The organism is Sphingobium xenophagum, from assembly GCF_002288285.1.
Classification (GTDB): Bacteria; Pseudomonadota; Alphaproteobacteria; order Sphingomonadales; family Sphingomonadaceae; genus Sphingobium; species Sphingobium xenophagum.
The window spans coordinates 2,901,866-2,925,740 of record NZ_CP022745.1 but is presented as its reverse complement, the minus strand read 5'-3'; the positions used below and the strand labels follow the sequence as shown (position 1 = coordinate 2,925,740).

The window sequence follows — 23,875 nt, the reverse complement described above, 5'->3', positions numbered from 1 at the left end:
CGCTATAGTCAAAAGGTTTTGCTGGAGAAAATATGATGCTGAAGGTCGCCCTCATCGCCGGTTTTGCTCTCGCTTGCGTCTCGCCTGCCATGGCGCAGAGTGCGCCGGAGGATGTGATCGTGGTCGGCGTTCCCGACGGCGGCCTTGCCGCGCGCGACCTGACGGCTGGCGATTATGCAAAGGCGGCCAAGCGGCTGAAGGCCGTGTGGCCCGATAGCGCCAATGACCCCGCGCGCCTCATCAACCTGGGCAATGCCTATGCGGGCATGGGGCGCATGGTGGACGCCCGCTCCGCCTATAGGTCCGCGCGCTTCTCCCCGGAAATGACGCTGGTGATGGCCGACGGCAGCGAACAATCCTCGCGCGATGTAGCGCGGCGGGCGATGAGCCGCCTGACGCCGGTTTATGCGTCGCGCTGATCGAAGCTTTCTGTTTCAAGCAATTGCACGGGGCGCGGGGCTTAACCGCGCCCTTGTCATGAAAGCATAACGGAAGTCACTAAACTGTCATTTTAGTGACGCTGTTTCGTCACCAAATCAGAACAAGCCTGTCACCGGACGTCCCTAACTGCCCCTTCGGAGGGCGACAGGGGGCGTTGTCCGAATCATATCCCCTGCGCTCCGCACAGCAACAATCCCGGTATTTTACCGGAGCGGAGACGACATGGCCAAGATTAACCGTATCCACACGATCCTGATGGCGAGCTGCGCCTGCGTAGGCCTGAGCGCCTGCGGCGCTGACGACATCGCTTCGCCGGGCGAGGGCACCATTGTCATCCCCGCGCCGACCCCGGCCCCCACGCCTACGCCTACGCCGACCCCCACGCCGACCGGCGTGACCCCGGCTGCCAACTGCCCGACCATCGCCGGTTCCGCGCAGCTTGCAGACCTCGGCACCATTTCCGATGGTGGCAATACGTGGCGCAACTGCGGTTTCCCGACCCGCTTCACCAGCACGACCGCGATCGCCAAGGTTCCGGGCGTCATCTATTCGCTGCCCGGCCGCGTCGATGTCGGCACCGACCAGGGCGCTGCCAGCACCAACACCGACGTCACGCTGACGATCGATCCGGGCGTCACGGTATTCGCTGCCACCGGCAACGCCTATCTGGCGGTCAATCGTGGCAACAAGATCAACGCTGTCGGCACCGCGTCGCAGCCGATCGTTTTCACCAGCCGTGAAAACGTGCTGGGGACCACGACTGACCAGTCGTCTGGCCAGTGGGGTGGCATCGTGCTGCTGGGCCGCGCGAAGATCACCGACTGTCTGGCTCCGGCCGCAGCGGCAGGCACCACGGCGTGCGAGCGCGACACCGAAGGCAGCAGCAACGCGCTCTATGGCGGCGCTAATGACGCCGACAGTTCGGGTCGCATGTCCTATGTCCAGATCCGCTATTCGGGTTTCGTGCTGGCTGACGGCAAGGAACTGCAAGGCCTCACGCCTTCGGGCGTCGGCACTGGCACGGTTCTTGATCATATTCAGATCCACAACAGCTCCGACGACGGCATCGAAGCCTTTGGTGGCTCGGCCAACATGCGTTATCTGGTGCTGACCGGGAACGAAGACGACAATCTGGATACCGATGTCGGCTTCCGCGGCACGGCGCAGTTTGTCATCTCGGTTCAGCGGGAAGGCAATAATATCGGCGACACCTTCCTCGAAACCGACTCGAACGGTGGCTCGGCCTCCAACAACGGGGAAGATGTGCTGCCCCGCCAGTATCTGAAGGTCGCCAACTTCACGCATATCCAGCGTTCCAACACCGGCGACGACGGCGCTTCGATGCTGCTGCGCGGCGGCGCCGATCTGGCGCTGGTCAACGGCATCATCGTCAGCCCCAACCAGAGCTGCCTGCGCATCAACGGCGCCGCGGCTGTGCGTGATGCTGACACCGCGCTTCAGGATGCCGGCAAGCCGCGCTACATCTCGGTTGTGATGCAGTGCAACGGCACGCCCTTCAAGGGCACTGGCACGGGCGTCGATGCAGCGCTGGTCCAGTCGATCTTCACTGCCGGAGCGAACAGCAGCTTCACCTACACCCCGTCGCTGACCAGCCTGTTCATCAACGGGGCAACGGAAACTGCTGTAGTGGCGATCGACCCCAAGACGATCGACAGTGCCTTCACCACCACCAACTATATCGGTGCGGTGAAGGACAGCAGCGACACCTGGTATGCCGGCTGGACCTGCAACTCGGCAACTGCCAGCTTCGGCAGCACCAGCAAGAGCTGCACGGCGATCCCGACGACCTGATCGGACCCACGACCTCAACAGGGGCGGGGGAGCGTGCATCTGCGCTTCCCCGCCTTCTTTTGCACTGCAATTCCCAAAGGGGGACCCCTAGCATGTCGAAGCCGCTCAGCCTGGCGCGCCTGCTCCTGATTTCATCCGCCCTGGTCGCACCTGTGGCCCTGGCGCAAACCGACCCCGCTGGCACGACCGGCGCGGATGCTGGCGGTGCCGTTACATCCGGCACGCCGACCGCCGCCGAACAGGCCGATTCCGATGCAGGCAATGTCGACGTGTCGATCCCCGGCGCGGACATTGTCGTCACCGGCCGCCGCACGACCAACGTGTCGCAGGCCGCGCCGCAGGTGGTCAACGTGCTGTCGGCCGCCGACATCAAGCGGACGGGCGAAGGCGATATTGCCGGTTCGCTCCAGCGCGTCACCGGCCTGTCGGTCGTATCCGGCGGCTATGTCTATGTCCGCGGCCTGGGCGATCGCTATTCGCTCGCGCTGCTCAACGGTTCGCCGCTGCCAAGCCCGGAACCGCTGAAGCGCGTCGTGCCACTCGACATCTTCCCGACCAGCGTGATCGCATCGACGCTGGTGCAGAAAACCTATTCAGCCAATTTCCCCGGCGAATTTGGCGGCGGTGTCATCAATCTGACGACCAAGGCGATTCCAGCCGAAAGCTATCTGGAAATCGGCTTTGGCAGTTCGGCCAACACCGAAACGTCCGGCCAATTGGGCTATACCCATTATGGCTCCAAGTCCGACTGGACCGGCTTTGACGACAGTTCGCGCGATGTGCCGCCGCTGCTCAAGCAGGCGTTTGCCAGCGGAACCCCGTTCCCGAACATCAGCCGGACGGATCAGCAGGCAATTGCGATGCAGTTCCTGAATGCCGACACGTCTGTCGTGCAGCGGACCAACAGCCTGCCGTTCAACTTTTCCGCGTCGCTCAATGGCGGCACGGCGGTTGATGTCGGCAGCGACGGACGGCTGGGCGTGATCGCCACCGCATCCTACAGCAACAAGTGGCGCACCCGCGACAATCTCCAGCAATCCTCGCTGGACGTGTCGCAGGGGGCTGGCAAAAGCTATCAGCAGGTCGCGACCGATAATGAAATCACGGTCAACGGGCTTCTTGGCCTGGGCCTGGAACTGGGTGAGCAGAAGCTGCGCTGGACCAACCTCTATATTCGCGACACGTTGAAGCGCAGCGCTTTGACCATCGGTCAGAATGACGGTTTGATCCAGGGCGCTGACTATTTGACGCAAAGCACCGGCTGGTATGAGCGTCAGTTGATCGACACCCAGTTGGTCGGTGAATTCAAACTCTCCGATGCCCTCAGCCTCGACATGCGCGGTGGCTTCGCCAATTCGCAGCGTGAAGCGCCCTATGAGCGCGAATTCACTTACGTCCGCAGCAATCGCGACCTGGCGACCGATCCTGTTGGCGACCGTTTCGTCAATGCGCTCAATCGTCAGCGCGGCGATGCGTCGGTCACCTTCAGCGACCTCAACGAAGATCTGTGGTTCGCCGGCGTCGACTGGAGCTACAAGATCGCGCCGGGCTTCTCGCTGACGGCGGGTTATGCCTTCAACGACACAAAGCGTCGTTCGTCGCGCTATGAGCTGCATTTCGATGCCGTCAACCTGCCGGTGCCGGTGCAGCAGTTGCGCCCCGACTATCTGCTGTCGGATGCGACGATCCAGCTCTACGATCTCGGCCTGCTCGAATTTTCGGGTAACTATCCGGTCTATGACGCGGCGCTGCGCACCCATGCGGGCTATGCCCAGGTGCAGGCGGACCTGTTTGCCGGCCTGTCGGTCAACGCAGGCGTTCGCTACGAAAAGGGCGAAATGTCGGTGACGGGTGTTGACGTGTACAATACCGGGCTGACGCCGTTCAACGAAATCCGCAAGGATTACTGGCTGCCTGCCGTGACCTTCACGTTCGAAGCGGCCAAGGGTCTGCAACTGCGCGCCAGCGGGTCCAAGACCATCGCCCGCCCGCAATTCCGCGAACTGATCGCCCAGCCCTATCTCGACACCGAATCCAACCGTTTCTTCCGCGGCAACCCGTTCCTGCAGGACAGCCAGCTGTGGAATGCGGACATCCGGGCCGAATGGTATATGGGCAAGGATGAACGGATCACGGCGGCGGCCTTCTACAAGAAGATCGACAATCCGATCGAAACCTACACGACCATCACCGACACCTATAATGTCACGACCAGCTTCGCCAATGCGCCCGAAGCGACCCTGTATGGCGCGGAAGTGGAAGTGCAGAAATATGTGCCGCTGGATACCCTGTCGGATTCCAGCTTCTTCGTCAGCCGCCGCATCGCGCTGATCGGCAACTATACCTACACCCAGTCGAAGCTGAAGGTCGGCGCCGGGGACACGACCATTCCCTATACCTACACGACCGGGGAGCCGCCGGCGGCGTCCGACTTCTTCCTGAACGGCGTGCCGCTGACGGGCCAGTCGGACCATCTGGTCAACCTGCAACTGGGGCTGGAGGACACCGATACGCTGTCCCAGCAGACGTTCCTGCTGACCTATGCCAGCGATCGCGTGACCAGCCGTGGTCCCAACCTTCAGCCCGACATCAAGGAACGGCCGGGGATCCAGCTCGACTTCGTGGCGCGCCAGGGGGTCAAGCTGCCGGGAGGCATCAACAGCGAAGTGAAGTTCGAGGCGCGCAACATATTGGGCCGCAAGTTCCAGGAGTTCCAGGAACAGGACGGCAACCGCGTCTTTTATAACCGCTACAAGATCGGCACGACCATCGCTGCATCGATGACGGTGGCTTTCTGACATGAACGGGGCCGCGAAGGCGGTCCCGTCACCGACAAGACGACCGGTCCGCTTCTGGCGGGCCGGTCTTTTTGCGTCAGGCTATCCCCATGGCTTTTCGCGATACCATTTGGTGATGACATTCTTCACGCCCACGCGAACCTTCATGCCATGGTGGAGGCTCGCGGGATTGGGCTGGCCCGGCGCGATCCGGTTGTTCCACGCAAGCAACTTGCCGGTTTCCGGCTGGATGGTCTTGCCGATTTTGGGAAAGCGGGTCGCGCCGCCTGCCCTGGGTTCGTCCAGATAGACCATCAGGGTCCAGGTGCGGTTACCCGCGACCGAACAATATTTGGGATAGTCCGCACCCTTGGGATCGAAATAGTCGGTATGGGCCTTGAACTCCTGCCCCACATCATAGCGCTGACCCTGGATCGGTTCGCCATAGGCGGGGTCGATCCCGGCAAAGGCCGCCAGTTTCGCGTCGATCGTCGCCACGAACGGGTCGCCATGATCCAGGTCGCAGGTTTCGCTGGTGCGAAAATAGCCGTCGCCATTGGCATCCGCGATGGTGGACGGGCGGCGATTTGCTTCGATTCGCTCGATCAGCGCCGCGCATTCGGCGGCGGACAGAAAATCGCGCCGGATGAACAGCGTCAGATCCCGGCTGGGGACGCGCTGGACGCGGGCATGGCTGGCGATCCACGCAGGATCGGCATCGGGGGCGGCGGGATGATCGGACATAATACTCGCAAGCATGGCCTGAGAGGGCAATTTTGCTACTGGCCGGGACCGGAAATGCAAGCGTCATGACAGCGGAATTTCGCCTGTCACAAATAGGTCATATGACTGTCATCCATCCGTAAAACGAAGCGCCTAGCAGCGGTCCCATCATAAAGGGGCAAGCGGGCAGATGCGGGTGGCGATCGCCAACAGGTTGCGGGGCCGGTCGATTGACGGGCTGGCGTTGCTGGAAAAGGGGCTGATCGCCCTGCTGGCGCTGCAACTGGTGCGGCTGGCCTGGGTCGTCGTGACGCCGGTCGGCAGTTTTGGCCCATGGGAAGGGCGGCAGGCGCAACTGCTGCCTCCCGCCGCGCGACAGGCGCTGTTCGCCAGCTTCGATCCTTTCTTTCGCAGCGGCGCGCCGCAAACGGCAGGGAAGGGTGTCGTCACCTCGTTGGCGCTGACACTCTATGGCATCCGGTTGAATGAAGGATCGGGCCTGGGATCGGCGATCATCGCCGCGCCTGACGGGGTGCAGAACAGTTTTGCCGTTGGCGATGAAATCCTGCCGGGCGTGGTGCTGAAATCGGTATCGTTCGATCATGTGACGATCGACCGGGGCGGGGCGGAGGAGCAGATATTTCTCGACCAGTCGGCGCCGGTGCCTACGGCCGCCCCGGAAGGGGGTGAAGCACCGGGATCGCCGCCAGCGTCGCCGCCGCCATCTTCGCCCCCGGCAACGGCTGGCCCGACCGCCGACAGTCTGAAACGCGACATTGCCTTTGCGCCCCGGATGCAAAATGGCCGGGTCACGGGTCTGGTGGTCAGCGCGAAGGGGCCGGGCTTTGCCAGCGCCGGTTTCCGGCCCGGCGACATTATCAGCCAGATCAACGGCCAGCCGGTGGGTGACCTTCAGTCCGTGCAGAACCAGATCGCGCCCGGCGCGCGCCTGTCCCTGACCGTGGAGCGCGGTGCGACCGTCGCTTCGGTGAACCTCATAGTGCAAGGCCAATGACCAGATATTTCCTTCCCCTTTCCGCCGCGCTTGCGCTGGTTCTGGCCGCACCGGGCATGGCGCAGCAGACGCTGAACGTCCGCGATGCCGATATTCGCGCCTTCATTCAGGACGCTGCGCGCGTGACGGGCCGCACCTTCATCATCGACAATCGGGTGCAGGGGAAAGTGTCTGTCGTCACGGACCGGCCTTTGTCACGATCCGAATATTTCGAGATCGTGCTGTCCACGCTGCGCGCCAACGGTCTGGTCGCGGTGCCAGCCCCCGGCGGGGCATATCGCATCCAGCCCGCCGACGGCGCGGCGGGGCAGCCCAGCGGTGTTGGCCGTGCGGCCAATCGCAACAGTTTCGTGACGGAGGTGTTTCGCCTGCGTTCCATCGACGCGGCGAGCGCGCTGGAAACGCTGCGCCCGCTGGTCAGCAAGGACGGGTCGGTCACCGCCAATCGCGCTGGCAACAGCGTGGTGGTGGCGGACTATGCCGACAATATCGCCCGCATCCGGCAAGTCATCGCACGGGTCGATCGCGATATTTCATCGACGCAGATGGTGATGCTCAAAAATGCCGGTGCGCGGGAAATTGCGACATCGCTCCAGGCATTGGTGGAAAGCGGCGGCGGGGAAAATGCGCCCCCTTCGGCCGCGACCGTCGTGCCGATCGACAGCAGCAATGCCATCGCGATCCGCGGGGATGCCAACACGGTAGCACGCCTGGCCGCGATGGCCCGGCAACTCGATCAGCAGGCCGCGAGCGGCACCGAAATCCGGGTCTATTGGCTGGAACATGCGGATGCCGAAAAATTGCTGCCGGTGTTGCAGCAACTGGTCGGGCAATCGACCAGCCAGCCGGTAACCGCCTCCACCCCGGCGGCGGGCGGCGCTGCGCCGGCGAGCGCGGCGGCCGCGCCGGTTGCTGCGGCATCCTCTTCCTCCTCCAGCGGCAGCGGTATTTCCACGCGCGGCCCGGCGATCGTCACCCGCTATGAGGGCGCGAACGCTATCATCGTGGCGGCCAATAGCGACGTGCAGCGGATGCTGGGCGAAACCATCCGCCAGATCGACACGCGCCGCGAACAGGTGCTGGTCGAAGCGATCATCGTCGAAATCAGCGATGCAGCGGCCAAGAAGCTGGGCGTGCAATTCCTGATCGGCAGCACATCGACCGGCTTTGCCGCGACCAATTACAGCAATGCCTCGCCCAATCTGCTGACGCTGGCAGGCGCCTATGGCGCGACGCAACTGGGCACGACCAAAACGACGGTGGTGGCGCCCGATGGGACGCAAACCACGACCGAAGTGCAAAATAGCGGCGATCTGGCCAGCACGCTCCAGCAATCGGCGATCAACAGCCTGACCAGCGCAACCGGCGCGATTGCCGGGCTGGGCGGCAGCATCGGCAAGAACGGGATTTTCGGCGCGATCATCAACGCGGTCAAATCCGATACGGAAAGCAATCTTCTCTCCACCCCGTCGGTGATGACGCTGGACAATCAGAAGGCATCGATCCTGGTCGGCCAACAGGTGCCGGTGACGACCGGGGAAGCGCTGAGCCAGAATTTTGACAATCAGTTCCGCACCGTCCAGCGGCAGGATGTCGGCATCAAGCTGGAGGTGAAACCGCAGATCAATACCGGCGGCGCAATCAAATTGTTTCTGCGGCAGGAAGTATCGAGCGTGGCCGGGCCGGTCAGCAACTCCAGCAGCGACCTCATCATCAACAAGCGCGAGATCGAAACCACGGTCACGGTCGATGATGGCGAGATATTGGCGCTGGGCGGATTGCTGGACGATAATGAGCGCAAGACGATCGAGCGCATTCCCTTGCTCAGCGACATTCCGGGCCTTGGCGAACTGTTCAAATCGCGCAGCCGCAGCCGGACCAAGACCAATTTGATGGTGTTCATCCGCCCGACCATCCTGCGGTCGAAGGAAGATGCGCAGAAGCTGACCCAGCAGCGTTACGGCTATGTCCGCAACATGCAGTTACAGCGCAATCCCGACATGGAGCCGACGATCGACGAACTGGTCCGCGACTATATGGGCGCGACCCCGCCAGTCGCGCCGCAACCGGGCGATGCCATGGTGCAGCCGGATGCGCCGCAAATGATCGAACCGACCGTGCGCCAGTCAAGCGGCGTGGTGCGCCCGGTCGAGATACCGGCAAGCGGAGAACGCAAGTGAGCGAGAATGGGCAAGCTGCTCCTGCGCAGGCAGGAGCCCAGGGCGGAGAGGGCAGTGTCCAGAACCCTGGGCTCCTGCCTGCGCAGGAGTACGAGGCTTTTGCATCAGCCCATCCACGCGCCATCGACATTCCCTATGGCTTTGCGCGCAAGCATGGCGTGGTGCTGTTGCCGCAGGAGGGCGAGCGCCTGTCCATCGCAGTGCGCGAAGGCAGCGATCCGCGGGTCTTGCTGGAAGTCCGTCGTCATCTGGCGCGCAGTTTCGATGTCAGTTTCGTCGATCAGGCCGAATTCGACCGGCATCTGTCCAACCATTATGCGATGGACGGCAGCGCGGCGGCCATGGCCGGGTCGATCGAAATGGGCGCGGACGAACTGGACATGCTGGCCGCCGACATGCCGACCGCCGACGATTTGCTGGACAGCGCCGATGACGCGCCCGCAATCCGGCTGATCAACGGCATCATCGCCGAAGCCGCGCGGCAGGGCGTGTCGGACATTCATATCGAACCCTATGAAACCGGCCTGGTCGTGCGGATGCGGATCGACGGCGTATTGCGCGAAACGCTGCGGATGCCACCCCATGTCGCCCCGGTGGTCGTCAGCCGGGTCAAGGTGATGGCGCGGCTCGACATTGCCGAACGGCGTGTGCCGCAGGACGGGCGCATCGGCCTGACGCTGGGCGGCAAATTGCTCGACGTGCGCGTATCGACTTTGCCGAGCCGGGCGGGCGAGCGGGTGGTGCTGCGTATTCTGGACAAGGAAAATGCCGGGATCACGCTCGACCTGCTGGGCATGAACGGCGTGCCGGACCGGATTTTCCGCGAAGGCCTCAGCGAACCCAATGGCATCATCCTGGTCACCGGGCCGACCGGATCGGGCAAGACGACCACGCTCTATGCAGGCTTGCGCCAGCTCAACGACGGCAGCCGCAATATCCTGACGGTCGAAGATCCGGTCGAATATGCGATGGAGGGCGTGGGGCAGACGCAGGTGAATGCCAAGGTCGGGCTGACCTTCGCTGCCGGGTTGCGCGCAATCCTGCGGCAAGACCCGGACGTGGTGATGGTCGGCGAAATCCGCGATCGCGAGACGGCGGAAATTGCGGTGCAGGCGTCGCTGACCGGGCATCTGGTGCTGTCGACCGTTCACACCAACGATGCGGTCGGCGCGATCACGCGGATGCGCGACATGCGGGTCGAACCCTTCCTGCTGGCCTCCACGCTGCGCGCGGTCATCGCCCAGCGGCTGGTGCGGCGACTGTGCCAGCATTGCCGCGAACCGGTGCAGGCGGACAAGTCCGCCAGCGCCCTGCTGGGCTTCGATCCCGGCACGATCATCTATCGGGCCAGGGGTTGCAGCGAATGTGGCGGCACGGGGTATAAGGGCCGGATCGGCGTGTTCGAGGCGATCCGGGTGGACGATACGATCCGACGCCTGATCAATGACGGTGGCGATGAATCGCTGATCGCGCGCCATGCGTTCCTCAATGCCCCCAATCTGGGATCGGCGGCGCGGGCATTGGTGCGTGACGGGCAGACGACGGCCGAAGAGGCCATCCGCGTGTCGCGGCGCGACAGCGTGGACGCGGAAACCATCGCCGATGGCTGAATTTGACTATGTCGCGATCGACCCGGCTGGCAAGGAGCGCAAAGGCGCGCTGAAGGCGCAAACGCTGGAGGATGCACGGGCGAAGCTCGACGCGCGCAAGCTGTTCATTGTCGAACTCAGCGCCGGCGCGGTGGAGGTGGCCCGCAAACGCACCGGCCTGTCGCTGCGCACCCCGCGCCTCAGTCCCAAGGAACTGACGCTGTTCACCCGGCAACTGGCGACGCTGACCCAGGTCAGCCCGCTGGAGGAATCGCTGCGCACGATCGGGCGGCAGAGCGAGCAGGACCATGTTCGGCTTATTGTCGGCAAAGTGCATGGCGGCGTGATGGAAGGGCGGCGGCTGGCCGAAGCGCTGGGCGTCGAACCCAAAAGCTTTCCGCCCCTCTATCGTGCGATGATTTCCGCTGGCGAAAGTTCAGGCAGCCTGCCCGCGATCATGGAACGGCTGTCGGACCTGATGGAGCGGCAGGCGCAGATGCGCTCCAAGGTGCTGACCGCCATCGCCTATCCGTCGGTGCTGGCCAGCTTTGCCGTGCTGGTCGTCGCGGCGCTGATGATCTTCGTCGTGCCCAAGGTGGTTGAGCAGTTCGATACGGTGGGGCAGGAATTGCCGTTGCTGACCCGGATGGTGATGGGCCTGTCTGCCTTTCTGGCGGGCTGGTGGTGGCTGCTGCTGATCCTGGCGGGGCTGGCGGCTCTTGGCTTCTGGCGGGCGATGAGGAATGAGCGGTTCCATTATCGGTTCGATGCGATGCTGCTGGGGCTGCCGGTGATCGGCAAGCTGACCCGCGATCTGCACGCGGCGCGGATGGCGCGGACGCTGTCGACCATGGTGGCAAGCCGCCTGCCCCTGCTGGAGGGGCTGACACTGACAGCCAACACCGTCCACAACCGGGTATTGCGACACGCTTCGGACGATATTGTCGAAGCCATTCGTGGCGGCGGCAGCCTGTCGGCGGCGCTCAGGCGGGCCGGGGTGTTTCCGCCCTTGCTGGTCTATCTGGCCGCGAGCGGCGAAAGCGCCGGGCGGCTCGACACGATGCTGGAGCGGGCGGCGGATTATCTGGAACGCGAATTCGACGCCTTCACCTCGACCGCGCTCGCCATGCTGGAACCGATCATCATCATCATGATGGGCGCGATCGTCGCCGTCATCATCCTGTCCATCCTGCTGCCGATCTTGCAGCTGCAAAGCCTGACCGGGGCTTAGGAGTTGAATATGGTTACACTAGAATCCGTTCGGGCTGAGCGTGTCGAAGCCCTGCCCTTCTTCAGAAGGAAAGAGCAGTCCTTCGACAGGCTCAGGACGAACGGGGAAGAAGGATTCGGGTCCGCCCGGCGTTCCGCCGAACAAGGCTTCACCCTTGTCGAACTGATGGTCGTCATCGTCATCATCGGCCTGCTGGCGACGATCGTGGCGATCAACGTCATCCCCGCGACGGACACGGCGCGGGTCGAAAAGGCGAAGGCGGACATCGCCACGATCGAACAGGCGCTGGAGCAATATCGGCTCGACAATCTGACCTATCCGGCGGGATCGGACGGGTTGCAGGCGCTGCTCAATCCGCCAGCATCGCTGGCGCAGCCGCAACGTTACCGGCGTGGCGGCTATATCAAGAAGCTGCCCGACGATCCGTGGGGTCGCGCCTATATCTACACCGTGCCGGGGCGCAAGGGCGCGTTCGACATCAGTTCGCTGGGGGCGGACGGCCAGCCGGGCGGCGAGAGCGAAAATGCGGATATTCATTCCAGCGAGCTATAAAACCACATCCGTTCGTTTCGAGCGAAGTCGAGAAACGGTTCTCGACATGCTCGAACCGAACGGAAATGGCTTCACCCTCCTCGAACTGATGGTCGTCCTGACGATCATCGGTTTCATTTCGGCGGCTGTCGTGCTGGCCATCCCCGATCCGCGCGGGCGGGTGATCGAGGATGCCGACCGCTTCGCCGCGCGCGTTGCCGCCGCGCGCGACGAAGCGGTCGTGACCGCCGCCCCCATGGGGCTGTGGGTCTCCGCATCCGGCTATGGCTTTCAGCGCCGCGATGGCGGGCAATGGGTGGCGCTGGAGGACAAGCCTTTCGTCACCGCCAACTGGAAAAGCGGCACCCGCGCTCTGGTCGGCAAGGACGGGCGGCAGCAGATCGCCTTCGACGGCACCGGCCTGCCGACCGATCCGCTGACCGTAACGCTGGCGCGCGAGGGCGAGCGGGTGTCGGTGACGGTCGACATGGCGGGAAAGGTCATGGTCGGTGGGTAGTCGGCCATCTCCTCCACCGTCATGCCGGGACGACCATTTCAAAGGCGAACGCGGCTTCACGTTGCTGGAAATGCTGGTTGCGCTGGCGGTGTTCAGCCTGGCGGCGCTGGCACTGGTGCGGTTGCAGGGGGTGACGCTGCGGACGGCGGCTGATCTCGATAGCAAGGCGCTGGGTCAGATCGTCGCGCGCAATCTGATGGTCGATGTGCAGAGCGACCCGGTGCCGCCATCCGTCGGCGACGAAGCGGGCGATGTCGAGAATGGCGGGCGACGCTGGCACTGGAGCCGGACTGTCAAGCCAACCGACGACCAGCGCCTGTTGCAGGTCGACCTGACCGTCGATGGCCAGCCGGGCGCGTCGCCCGTGGTGTTGAGCTTCATACGGGTGGTGGAGTGATGGCGGCGCGCCTCAACCAATGTGGATGTGACAGGATCAAGGGTGACGATGGCTTCACCCTGATCGAGTTGCTCGTCGCCCTCATGATCTTCGCGATGCTCGCCAGCGCCGGTGTCCTCCTGCTGGGCAACAGCGTGTCGGCACAGGCGCAGGTCAAGGCGCGGCTCGACGATATGGCCGCGGTGCAACGGGCTGGCGGGGCGCTGGCGGGCGATCTGGGGCAGGCTGTGCCACGCATTACCCGTACGGAGAGCGGCACGCTGGCGCCCGCCTTCTGGGCGCATCATGAAGGTGAGGATCAGCCGGTGATGCAGTTCGTGCGGGGCGGGTGGGACAATCTGGGCGATCTGCCCCGGCCCTCCTTGCAGAAGGTCGAATATTGGGTGCGGCAGGGGCGGCTGGAGCGGCGAACCTATGCGCAACTGGATGGCGCAGCGGGGGATCAGCCAGCCGCCTTGCTGGAGGATGTAGAGGCGGTCGCGCTGAAATTCCGCGATGCGCAGGGGAAATGGCGTGACGACTGGACGCCGACCCAGCCCGACCTGTTGCCGCGCGCGGTGGAAATGACGCTCACCCGCACGGGCGAGCCGCCGGTGACCTTGCGCTTTCTGGTCGCGCCCGGCCCGGTCGAAAAGCCGGTCATCGAAGGTTCGCCCGGTGCCTGATCCGCGCAAACCCGATGAACAGGGCGCAGCGCTGCTGACCGTGTTGCTGCTGGTGGCGGTGATGGCCGTCGTTGCCGCGACCGCGCTGGAGCGAGTGGCGCTGGCCACGCGAATGACCGGCAATGGCGGCGCGATCGATCAGGCGCGCGCCTATGCCGAGGCTGGCACGGCGGTTGCGCGCTTGCGGATCGGCGATCTGGTCGCGGCCAATCCGGCGAAGATGACGCTGGCGGGCGGCTGGCTGGGCGCGCCGCAAAGCATTCCGGTGCCCGGCGGCATCGCGACGGCGCGGGTGAATGACGGCGGCAATTGTTTCAACCTCAACAGCGTGGTCAGCGGCGAAAGCGAGGCCAGCCTGAAGGTGCGGCCCATCGGCGTGTCGCAATTTCAGGCGCTGCTGGTGGCGCTGGGCGTCGATGCGCGACAGGCGCAGGGCGCTGCGGCGAGCCTGGCCGATTGGATCGACAGCGATGGCGATCCGCAGCCGGGCGGGGCGGAGGATGCGGTCTATGGGCAAATGGCGCGGCCCTATCGCGCGGCCAACCGCCTGATGGTCGATGCCAGCGAGTTGCGCGCGGTCAATGGCATCACGCCTGCCATCTATGCGACGGTGCGGCCCTGGATCTGCGCATTGCCAGTCACGGATCTGTCGCCGATCAACATCAACACGCTGTTGCCGGAGCAGGCGCCGCTGTTCGCGATGCTGTTGCCGGGGCAATTGAGCGTCGGACAGGCGCGGCAATTGCTGGCGCAGCGGCCCGCGGACGGCTACGGCAGCACGAACCAGTTCTGGGCCTTGCCCTCGCTCGCCGGCCTGTCGCCGATGACCGAGGTGGCCGAGCAGGTCAAATTGACGACGGGATTTTTCGGAGTGGACGTGGCGGTGACTGTCGGGGGAACGCAACTGGTGGAGCGGTCGCTGATCGACGCGCGGGAAAGCCCCGCAATCGTGGTGCGACGCAGCTGGGGTGCGGGGGCATGAGCGCGCGCGACGCCCTGATCGTGTTTCTGCCCGAAGCGCAGGACGCGCCGCCATATTGGATGCGCGTGATCGATGGCGCGCTGGTGCAATCGGGCGAGGGCGCGAACTGGCTGGCAGCGTGCGGCATTGCCGCCTTGCCCGTTGAAGCGCGGGTGATGCTGGTGCCGCCTGCGGCTCTGGTGGCGCTCCATTGGGCGCTGCATCCCGACCTTCCGGTGCGGCAGGCGCGCGCGGCGGCACGGCTGGCGGTGCTGGCGGACGGGATATTGCCCGCCGATCAGCTGTTTGCGGTGACCGACGTGCAGGACGATCCTGCGCGGCCCCATATCGTGGCGTTGGCAGCGCGGGCAGACATGCAGCATTGGCTGCTCTGGGCGCAGCATCATGGGCTGGACCCCGAAATGATTGTGCCAGCGCCCCTGTTGCTGCCGGAGCCGGAGGCGGGTTTTTCGCGCGGGCTGATCGGCGATGTGACGGTGCTGCGCGGCACGGATATGGCGCTGACCGGCGACTTGGCCCTGCCCGCACTGATCGGCGATGCGCCGGTGGTGGATGTACCACGGGGCGTGATCGAGGGGCGCGCCATCGCGGCGCTTGACGCCCCGCCCATCGATCTGCGGCAGGGTGATTTCGCCAAGCGGGTGCGGCGGCAGCTCGACCAGCGCGTGCTGAAACGCGCGGCCGTGTGGAGCGGGCTGATCCTGCTTGCCGCGCTGCTGATCGCACTGGTCGGCATCGTCAAAAGCCATCGCGAGGCCAGTCGGCTGGACGCAGAAAGCCTGGCGCTGGCGCAGCAGGTCGTGCCCGGCGCGAGCGATGCGGCCCAGGCGCTTGGCGCGATGGAGCAGCAACTGGCTGCGCGGGGCGCTGGTGGACGGGCCTTTACCGCGCCGGTCGCGGCCCTGATGGCGGCGATGCAGGATGCGCCGGGCGTGGCGCTGACCAGCCTGTCGCGCGACCCGGACGGGATGCTGCGCGCCACGCTGGCGGCGGCGAAGGCGGATGACATCAACATAGTGCTGCTCGCGTTACAGGCGGCAGGCTTCACGATTACGGCGACACCCGCGCAGGAGCCGGGCGGGCGGACGCTGGCAGAGATTACGGTGCGGTCATGATGGAACGGATGCAGGCGCTTTGGGCGGAACGATCGTCGCGTGAGCAGGTGATGCTGGGCGTGATGTTCGCCTTGCTGGCAGGCGTGCTCCTCTGGTTCGGGGTAGCAGTGCCGCTCGATCGGGCGCAGCGGTCGGCGCGCGACAATTTGGTCGAGGCGACCGAGCGCAACGCCGCGGTGCGCACGGCTGTGCAGCAGCTGAAGGCGCTGCCCCGTGCGGCGGCTGGTGGCCCGGCCGCGCCGCTCGACCAGCTGGTCGGGCAGGGCGCGGGCGAAGCGGGCCTGACACTGGAACGTGCGCAGGCGCAGGGGCCGGACCGGATGGAGATTGCCATCGCCGCGATCCGGCCGGTCGCACTCTTTTCCTGGATCGCGGTGCTGGAGGCGCAGGGCGTGCGGGTCGAAACGATGAGCGCGCGGCCCGCGCCGACCGCTGGCAGCCTGTCGGTGCAGGCGGTGCTGGTGCGGGGAAGCGGGCAATGATGGGATTGGTCCTGTCCCGCCGGATGCGGATCATCCTGTTGCTGATCGTGCTGCTGGGGCTGTTGCTGTTCCTGCCGATGCGGGTCGCGCTGGGTCTGTCCGGGCTGGAGCGGCTGGGCGTGGCCGCGCGTGACGTGCGGGGCACGGTATGGAGCGGGCGGATCGACCAGTTGATGCTGGGCGACATGCCAATGGGCAGCGTGCGCGCGGGCCTTTCTCCATTGGCGTTGCTGACGGGTCGGGCGCGGTTCAACATTGCCCGGACCAAGGGATTGGCCGACGACATATCGGGCGCGCTGACGGTTGGGTTCGGGCGGATCGGAGTGGATGATGTGACCGGCGCGGTGCCGCTGGGCCGGACCTTCGCGCCGCTGCCGATCGCCGGGCTTCAGATGGAGGATGTGTCCGCCTATTTCATCGGCGATCGGTGCGGTCATGCGCAAGGACGGGTGCGGGCGCGGATGGCGGGGCAGTTTCCGGGGCTGAACCTGACACAGGGTTTTTCCGGGGCCCTTGCCTGCGATGGCGATGCGCTGTTGCTGCCGCTCGCCAGCCAGTCGGGCATGGAAACGATCGCGCTGCGCATCTGGCGGTCGGGCCGGTACAGCGCGACCATGCGGGTGGAAACCGCTGATCCGACGCTGGCGGCATCGTTGGGGCAGGCGGGCTTTGCGACCGTGGGCAATGCGCAATTGCTGAAGGTCGAAGGGACGTTGTGACGCCGATATTGGCGACGCTGCTCGGCGGGGTGGTCGGCGCGATTTTCGGCAGCTTCCTGGCCACCCTGATCCTGCGCTGGCCGCAGGGACGGGGCGTGACGCGGGGGCGATCGGCCTGCGATGGCTGTGGCCGCACGCTGACGCCGCGCGATCTGATCCCCTTGCTCAGCGCCCTGTTCCAGCATGGCCGGTGCCGGACGTGCGGCGCGCCGATCGATCCGCTGCATGGGCGGATCGAACTCAGTTGCGCAGTCATTGGCGCGCTGGCGATCGGCGCCATGCCGGATTTGGGCGGCCTTGGCTGGGCGTTGCTGGGCTGGATGTTGCTGACGCTGGCGGTGCTGGACTGGCGGCATTACTGGTTGCCCGATGCGCTGACCCTGCCGCTGGCTTTCCTGGGCCTGACGCTGGGACTTTGGGCGACCGATGTGGTGCTGGCCGACCGGATTATCGGCGCGGCGCTGGGCTATGGCAGCCTGCTGGCGATTGCGCTGACCTATCGCGCGCTGCGCGGGCGGGAGGGGTTAGGGCTGGGCGATGCCAAGTTGCTGGGCGCGCTGGGCGCATGGTTCGGCTGGCAGGCCTTGCCCTTCATCCTGCTGATCGCGGCGCTGGCCGGGCTGGGCGTCATGCTGGCGACGGGCCGGGCAATGGCAGCGACGGCGCGGGTGCCGCTCGGCACATTTCTGGCGCTGGCGGCGGTGCCGGGCTGGTATCTTGCCCACTCCCTGTTCTGACGACTGGCGCAAAGGAACAATAGAACATATAGTGAACATATGCGCGATTCGTCCCCTGTTCTTGCCCGGTTGAGGGAGAGCCTGCAACAGCTGGAGCCGCGCCGCGCGGCTACGCCAGCGGGGCTCTTTGCGCTGGGGCATGACGGGGTGGACGCGGCACTAGGCGGTGGACTGGCGCGTGGGCGCTTGCATGAAATCTTTGCCGATCAGGAAGATGCCAGCAGCGGGGCTGGGGTTGCCGCCCTGTTCAGCCTGCGCGCTGGGGAAGGGCGTCCCTTCCTGTGGCTGCGCACCGAAGCGATGCAGAAACGGGTTGGAGGGTTGCACGCCACCGGCCTTGTCGAACTGGGGATCGATCCCGCCAATATGCTGCTGGTGCTGGCCCCTGACGAAGGCGCTTTGCTCCATGCAGCGGCGGAGGCGGCGCGTTGCGCCGGGCTGGGCGCGGTGCTGGTCGAAGGATGGGGGGCGATGCGCGGGCTGGACCTGACCGCCACTCGCCGCCTGATGCTGGCCGCCGAAGCATCGGGCGTCACCCTGTTCCTGCTGCGCATCGCCGCCGATACTGCGCCCAGCGCCGCCGATACACGCTGGCGGGTGAGCGCGTCCCCCTCGATCGCGCTGGAAGCGGACGCGCCAGGGGCATCCCTGTTTCAAATCGAATTGCTGCGTCGGCGCGCCGGCCCCCCGGCCGGTCCCTGGCGCATGGAGTGGGACCGTGACCGACTTTGTTTCAGACGTCCTGCCAGTGATGGACGAACCATGGGAGGCGCAGAGCATGACGATCGCGACGCCAGCCCCCGGCACCGCCGCTATCTCGCCCTGTTCTTCCCCTGGCTCCCGGCGGAGCGGTTGCGCCTGACCAGGCCCCATCTGTGCGCCGGGCAGGATGAACGGCCACGCGCCTTTGTCGAGAAAATACGCGGCGCGTTGCGGCTGGCGGCGGTGGATGAGGCGGCAGCGGCGATGGGCCTGTCGCCCGGCCTGTCGATGGCGGATGCCCGCGCCCGTGTGCCCGACCTCGACCTGTTCGACCATGTCCCGCATGAGGATCAGGACTGGCTGGAGCGGCTGGCCGATGGCTGCACCCGCTACACCCCGACCGTCGCGCTCGATCCGCCCGACGGGCTGATCCTCGATACCAGCGGGTGCGATCATCTCTTTGGTGGAGAGGCTGGGCTGGCGGCCGATCTGGAGCGGCGGCTGGCGCGGCTGGGCGTGGCGGTGCGGCTGGCCTTTGCCGGAACGCCGGAGGGCGCGCGGGCGCTGGCCCGCTATGTGGCCGGAGCTGCGTGCGACGAGGATAGCGCGATCCGCCGCCTGCCCGTCGCGGCGCTGGAACTGGAGGAGGAGGCGACGCTGGCGTTGCGCCGCGCGGGGCTGAAAACCATTGGCGATGTCGCGCGTCGGCCGATGTCCTCCATCGCCGCCCGTTTCGGCGCGGACGCGGTGATGGCGATCCGCCGGATCGTGGGGGAGGCGGACAGCGCGCTGACCCCGCGCCGGCTGGTCCCGCCGATGAGCGTGGAGCGGCGCTTTGCCGAACCGGTCGCGCGCACTGAAACCATGATGACGATCCTGGCTGAACTGGCAGGGGAGGCGGCAGGGATATTGGAGCAGAGGGGCCATGGCGGTCGCCGGTTCGAGGCGCTGTTTTTCCGCAGCGACGGGCTGGTGCGCCGCCTGACCGTGGAAACCGGCGCGCCGATGCGGGATGTGCCTGCGCTGATGCGGTTGATCCGCGAGCGGATCGACAGCCTGAACGATCCGATCGATCCTGGATTCGGCTTTGACCTGCTGCGGCTGAACGTCCCACTGACCGAACCGCTGGGTGCGTCGCAATTGCAGTTGGAGGGCGGCGCGACCGGCGAGGCGGCGGTGACCGCATTGGTCGAGCGTCTGAGCACCCGGCTGGGGCGCAACCGCGTCCGCCGCTTTGGCGCACGCGACAGCCATATGCCCGAACAGGCCGAATTTGCGCTGCCCGCGCTCGATACGTCGCCGTCCGGTCCTTGGACGACACCGGAACCGGGCGAGCCGCCGCTGCGTCCCATCCATCTGTTCGATCCGCCCCAGCCGATCGAGGTATTGGGCGCCGAAGTCCCCGACGGCCCGCCCCGCCGTTTCCGCTGGCGCCGGGCGTTGCACGAAGTCGCCCGGTTCGAGGGCCGGAGCGGATCGCCGGGGAATGGTGGCGCAGGCGGCCCGTGTCGATCGAACTGCCCCGGCCCGGCAGCGATCCGGGCGAGGTCGATATTCGCTATCTGCTGGGCGACGCGCCCGATCATATTCGCGATTATTACCGGGTGGAGGACCGGCGCGGTCGCCGTTTCTGGATATTCCGCCTTGGTTTCTTCGAACCGGACAAGCCGATGCCGCGCTGGTATCTGCATGGCCTGTTCGCATGAGCCGGGGGCGTGATCCGGGGCCGGAGGGGGAGGGGCGTCAACCCATCCCTCTCGACACGGCGCTGCGGGCGCGGCGATCGGGACCGCCATCGCCTGCGCCGGATTTTGCCGAAATGGTCGCGGCAACCAATTATAGTTTCCTGCGCGGCGCGTCCCACCCGGCCGATATGGTCGGACAGGCGCTGGCGCTGGGCCATGCGGGCATCGGCATTGCCGATCGCAATACGGTGGCCGGGGTGGTGCGGGCGTGGAGCGCACTCAAATCGGTGCGCAGGATGCTGGCCGAGGATGCCGAGGATCAGGGAATCCGCACGGGCGAAACCCCACAGTCGGCTGCGGAGCGCCGTCATCTTGCGGCGCAGGCGCTGCCGCTGGCGCAGGCTTTCCGTCTCGTCACCGGCGCGCGGCTCTGCTTTGCCGACGGGACGCCGGACATTGTCGCCTACCCCATCAACCGCCATGGCTGGGGGCGGCTGACCCGGCTGCTGAGCGTCGGCAATCTGAAAGAGACGGTGCAAAAGGGCGATTGCGACCTGTGCCTGTCCGACCTGATCGACCATGCGCAGGACATGGTCCTGATTGCTATGGCAGGGGAAGCGGACGAGGCGCTGCTGGCAGGGCTGGCGCAACGGGTGCCAGGTGCGCTTTGGATCGGCGTCACCATGCCGCGCGCCGGGCCGGATCGTCGCCGCCTTGCCCGGCTGGCGGCGATGGCCGGGCGGCTGGGGCTGCCGCTGCTTGCAACCTGCGATGCGCTCTATGCCATGGCGCAGGACCGGCCGTTGCATGATGTCGTCACCTGTATCCGGCAGGGCGTGACCCTGCGGGAGGCCGGGCGGCGGCTGGAGGCGAATGCCGAACGGCACCTGAAACCCGCACGCGAAATGGCCCGGTTGTTCCGCGACTGGCCGCAGGCGGTGGGGGCATGGCGCGACGTACTGGACCGGATCGGGTTCGATCTGTCCCATCTGAAATATGAATATCCGCACGAGCCGGTGCCCGAAGGGTGGGCGGCGCAGGACTGGCTGGAACATGAAGTGCTGCGGCTGGCGGGAGAGGCCTTTCCCGATGGCGTGCCGGATAGGGTCCATGCGATGCTGGCGGAAGAGTTCGCGCTGATCCGCAGCCGCAATTACGCCTGCTATTTCCTGACAGTCTATGAAGCGGTGCAGTTTGCCCGTAGCCTCGATCCACCGATCCTGTGCCAGGGGCGCGGATCGGCGGCCAATTCGGCGGTCTGCTATTATCTGGGGATCACATCGGTCGATCCGACCAGGCATAACCTGCTCTTTTCCCGCTTCATTTCGGAGGATCGCGACGAACCACCCGATATCGACGTCGATTTCGAGCATGAACGGCGTGAGGAAGTGATCCAGCATATTTATGCCCGCTATGGTCGCGATCGCGCCGCCATAGCCGCGACCGTCATCCATTACCGCCCCCGCAGCACGGTGCGGGAAGTCGGCAAGGTGCTGGGCCTGTCGGAAGATGTCACCGCGCGGATCGGCAGCACCGTGTGGGGCAGCCATGCCAGCGGCATGGAGGAACGGCGCTTCCGCGATGCGGGGCTGGACGTGGGCAATCCGCTGGTCATGCAGTTGAAGGAACTGGTCGACCGGCTGCTGACCTTCCCGCGCCATTTGTCGCAGCATGTCGGCGGTTTCGTGCTGACGCAGGATCGGCTGGATGAGACGGTGCCGATCCACCATGCGGCAATGGCGGACCGCACATTTCTGGAGTGGGACAAGGATGATATCGACGCGCTGGGCCTGATGAAGGTCGACATACTGGCGCTGGGGATGCTCAGTTGCATTCGCAAGGGGTTTGCGCTGATGCGCGACCATGGCCTGGGCGACAAGACGCTGGCGTCGGTGCCAGGCGAAGCGGCGCCGGTTTACGACATGCTGTGCCGGGGGGACAGCGTCGGCGTGTTCCAGGTCGAAAGCCGCGCCCAGATCAACATGCTGCCCCGCCTGCGCCCGCGTACCTTCTATGATCTGGCGGTGCAGGTCGCGATAGTGCGGCCCGGCCCGATCGAGGGGGATATGGTCCACCCCTATCTCGCCCGCCGGGCCGAGGCGCGTGATGGCAAGCCGCCTTCCTGGCGCTTTCCTTCGCCAGCCCCGCCGCACCCCGCCGATGAACTGCATCATGTGCTGGGCCACACCTATGGCGTGCCGCTATTTCAGGAGCAGGCGATGAAGCTGGCGATCACCGCCGCCAATTTCACGTCGGGGGAGGCGAACAAGCTGCGCCGGGCGATGGCGACCTTCCGCAATGTCGGGACGATCGGCGAATTTGAGGAGAAGATGATCGGCGGCATGGTGGCGCGTGGTTATGAACGCGCCTTTGCCCAGCGCTGCTATGACCAGATCAAGGGGTTTGGGAGCTATGGTTTTCCCGAAAGCCACGCCATATCCTTTGCCCGGCTGGTCTATGTGTCGGCCTGGCTCAAATGCTATCAGCCTGCCGTGTTCGCCGCGGCCTTGCTCAATGCGCAGCCAATGGGCTTCTACGCCCCGGCGCAGATCGTGCGCGACGCGATCGAACATGGCGTTGTCGTGCGGGGCATCGACGTCAATGCCAGCGGCTGGGACAATGGGTTGGAGCCGATTGCGGTGGACGATCCCGATGCTGGGCAGCACTGGACCCCGGCCAATCGCCGCTGGGGCGACATCGTGCCGCGTCACCGGCAGGACGGGGCGTTCGCATTGCGGCTGGGCTTTCGCCAGATTGACGGTTTCCGGGAGGCTTGGGGGGAGGCGATTGCAGCGGATCGCGCGACATCCGGCCCCTTCGCCACGATCGAGGAACTGGGGCGGCGGGTACGCCTGCCTGTCCGTGCGCTGCATTTGCTGGCCGATGCCGATGCCTGCCGCTCGATCGGGCGTGAGCGGCGCGATGCGGCCTGGGATGTGCGAAGGATGCCAGCGGGCGAATTGCCGCTGTTCGCCGCTGCCCGCGCGCGCGAACTGGGGGAAGAAGCCGATGCCGCCCTGCCGCCCATGCCCCTGTCCGAAGCGGTGGCGGCGGATTATCAGCTGACCCGCCTGTCGCTCAAACAGCATCCCATGACCTTCCTGCGCTCGGTTTTCGCGGCCGAAGGCCTGTTGACCAGCGAGCAGGTCAGCAGCGTCAAGAATGGCGCACGGGCAAAGGTTGCAGGCGTGGTGCTGGTGCGGCAGCGGCCCGGTAAGGGCAATGCGATCTTCGCTACGCTGGAAGATGAGACGGGTATCGTCAACATCCTGCTCTGGGCCAGGATGCTGGACCGCTATCGCCTGCCGCTGATGGCCGCGCGGCTGATGGAGGCGCATGGGGTGGTGCAGCGGGTGCGGGAAGGGCCGGTCGATGTGTTACATCTGATGGCCGATCGCATTGTGGACCGTACCGCCGAACTCGATCGGCTGTCAGAGGATCATGCGACGCTTATCGAAGCGGGACCGGGCGACAAGGCTGTCCACCCGGTGATGTCGCGGATCCGCAGCCACGGCCATCCGCGCAACGTGCGGATATTGCCGGGATCGCGCGATTTTCATTAGCGATTTTGCGAG

General features: G+C 65.6%; 18 protein-coding genes and 1 pseudogene. 18 read left to right on the top strand and 1 reads right to left on the bottom strand.

Annotated elements, in window-relative coordinates; translation table 11 throughout:
• Positions 1–35 precede the first annotated feature (35 nt).
• The 3 genes from CJD35_RS14270 to CJD35_RS14260 all read left to right on the top strand — a co-directional run bounded on the left by CJD35_RS14270 (position 36) and on the right by CJD35_RS14260 (position 5,051).
• The gene (locus tag CJD35_RS14270) at positions 36–419 is read left to right on the top strand and encodes a tetratricopeptide repeat protein (RefSeq protein ID WP_380789171.1); all 384 of its coding nucleotides are present in this window, start codon (positions 36–38) and stop codon (positions 417–419) included.
• A 244-nt stretch (positions 420–663) separates the two neighbouring features.
• Positions 664–2,253 (top strand): hypothetical protein, encoded by a 1,590-nt coding sequence (locus tag CJD35_RS14265; RefSeq protein WP_086485712.1) that lies wholly within the window; start codon positions 664–666, stop codon positions 2,251–2,253.
• A 92-nt stretch (positions 2,254–2,345) separates the two neighbouring features.
• Positions 2,346–5,051, top strand: coding sequence for a TonB-dependent receptor domain-containing protein (locus CJD35_RS14260; RefSeq protein ID WP_017184568.1), 2,706 nt, complete (start codon positions 2,346–2,348; stop codon positions 5,049–5,051).
• 81 nt (positions 5,052–5,132) lie between these two features.
• On the opposite strand, the gene CJD35_RS14255 is transcribed toward CJD35_RS14260, so the two are convergent.
• Positions 5,133–5,774, bottom strand: coding sequence for a prolyl hydroxylase family protein (locus CJD35_RS14255; protein WP_017184567.1), 642 nt, complete (start codon positions 5,772–5,774; stop codon positions 5,133–5,135).
• 169 nt (positions 5,775–5,943) lie between these two features.
• Here CJD35_RS14255 and CJD35_RS14250 point away from each other — a divergent pair, with 169 nt between their 5' ends.
• The 15 genes and pseudogenes from CJD35_RS14250 (at position 5,944) to CJD35_RS14175 (ending at position 23,863) form a co-directional block, all read left to right on the top strand.
• Positions 5,944–6,768: a type II secretion system protein N gene (locus CJD35_RS14250; RefSeq protein ID WP_017184566.1), complete on the top strand. Its 825-nt coding sequence runs from the start codon at positions 5,944–5,946 to the stop codon at positions 6,766–6,768.
• On the top strand, positions 6,765–8,948 hold the full coding sequence (gspD, locus tag CJD35_RS14245; RefSeq protein WP_017184565.1) for a type II secretion system secretin GspD: 2,184 nt from the start codon (positions 6,765–6,767) through the stop codon (positions 8,946–8,948). Before CJD35_RS14250 ends, gspD begins: the two co-directional genes overlap by 4 nt.
• 164 nt (positions 8,949–9,112) lie before the next feature.
• Positions 9,113–10,558 (top strand): GspE/PulE family protein, encoded by a 1,446-nt coding sequence (locus tag CJD35_RS14240; protein WP_276327787.1) that lies wholly within the window; start codon positions 9,113–9,115, stop codon positions 10,556–10,558.
• Positions 10,551–11,768 (top strand): type II secretion system inner membrane protein GspF, encoded by a 1,218-nt coding sequence (gene gspF, locus CJD35_RS14235; protein WP_017184563.1) that lies wholly within the window; start codon positions 10,551–10,553, stop codon positions 11,766–11,768. The genes CJD35_RS14240 and gspF overlap by 8 nt, the downstream gene beginning before the upstream one ends.
• Before the next feature lie 9 nt (positions 11,769–11,777).
• Positions 11,778–12,320 carry a type II secretion system major pseudopilin GspG gene (gene gspG / locus CJD35_RS14230; protein WP_095687169.1) on the top strand — a complete coding sequence of 181 codons (543 nt, stop codon included), beginning with the start codon at positions 11,778–11,780 and terminating at the stop codon, positions 12,318–12,320.
• Positions 12,321–12,366: 46 nt separating this feature from the next.
• A complete protein-coding gene (locus CJD35_RS14225) occupies positions 12,367–12,816 on the top strand; it encodes a GspH/FimT family pseudopilin (protein ID WP_017184561.1) in 450 nt (149 codons plus the stop codon).
• Between the two features lie 70 nt (positions 12,817–12,886).
• Positions 12,887–13,213: a type II secretion system minor pseudopilin GspI gene (gene gspI / locus CJD35_RS14220; protein WP_037515225.1), complete on the top strand. Its 327-nt coding sequence runs from the start codon at positions 12,887–12,889 to the stop codon at positions 13,211–13,213.
• The gene (gene gspJ, locus CJD35_RS14215) at positions 13,213–13,878 is read left to right on the top strand and encodes a type II secretion system minor pseudopilin GspJ (RefSeq protein WP_017184559.1); all 666 of its coding nucleotides are present in this window, start codon (positions 13,213–13,215) and stop codon (positions 13,876–13,878) included. The genes gspI and gspJ overlap by 1 nt, the downstream gene beginning before the upstream one ends.
• Positions 13,871–14,860 carry a type II secretion system minor pseudopilin GspK gene (gspK, locus tag CJD35_RS14210; protein WP_017184558.1) on the top strand — a complete coding sequence of 330 codons (990 nt, stop codon included), beginning with the start codon at positions 13,871–13,873 and terminating at the stop codon, positions 14,858–14,860. The genes gspJ and gspK overlap by 8 nt, the downstream gene beginning before the upstream one ends.
• On the top strand, positions 14,857–15,975 hold the full coding sequence (gene gspL, locus CJD35_RS14205; RefSeq protein WP_017184557.1) for a type II secretion system protein GspL: 1,119 nt from the start codon (positions 14,857–14,859) through the stop codon (positions 15,973–15,975). Before gspK ends, gspL begins: the two co-directional genes overlap by 4 nt.
• Positions 15,972–16,457: a type II secretion system protein GspM gene (gspM, locus tag CJD35_RS14200; protein ID WP_026002660.1), complete on the top strand. Its 486-nt coding sequence runs from the start codon at positions 15,972–15,974 to the stop codon at positions 16,455–16,457. Before gspL ends, gspM begins: the two co-directional genes overlap by 4 nt.
• Positions 16,454–17,176 carry a type II secretion system protein N gene (locus CJD35_RS14195; RefSeq protein WP_019054325.1) on the top strand — a complete coding sequence of 241 codons (723 nt, stop codon included), beginning with the start codon at positions 16,454–16,456 and terminating at the stop codon, positions 17,174–17,176. The genes gspM and CJD35_RS14195 overlap by 4 nt, the downstream gene beginning before the upstream one ends.
• A complete protein-coding gene (locus tag CJD35_RS14190; RefSeq protein WP_086485710.1) occupies positions 17,173–17,913 on the top strand; it encodes a prepilin peptidase in 741 nt (246 codons plus the stop codon). Before CJD35_RS14195 ends, CJD35_RS14190 begins: the two co-directional genes overlap by 4 nt.
• 852 nt (positions 17,914–18,765) lie before the next feature.
• Positions 18,766–20,321 (top strand): annotated as a pseudogene (locus CJD35_RS14180) (Y-family DNA polymerase).
• Complete coding sequence (locus CJD35_RS14175) at positions 20,318–23,863, top strand: error-prone DNA polymerase (protein WP_017184551.1); 3,546 nt, start codon at positions 20,318–20,320, stop codon at positions 23,861–23,863. The pseudogene CJD35_RS14180 and the gene CJD35_RS14175 overlap by 4 nt, the downstream one beginning before the upstream one ends.
• The last annotated feature ends 12 nt before the right edge of the window (positions 23,864–23,875 follow it).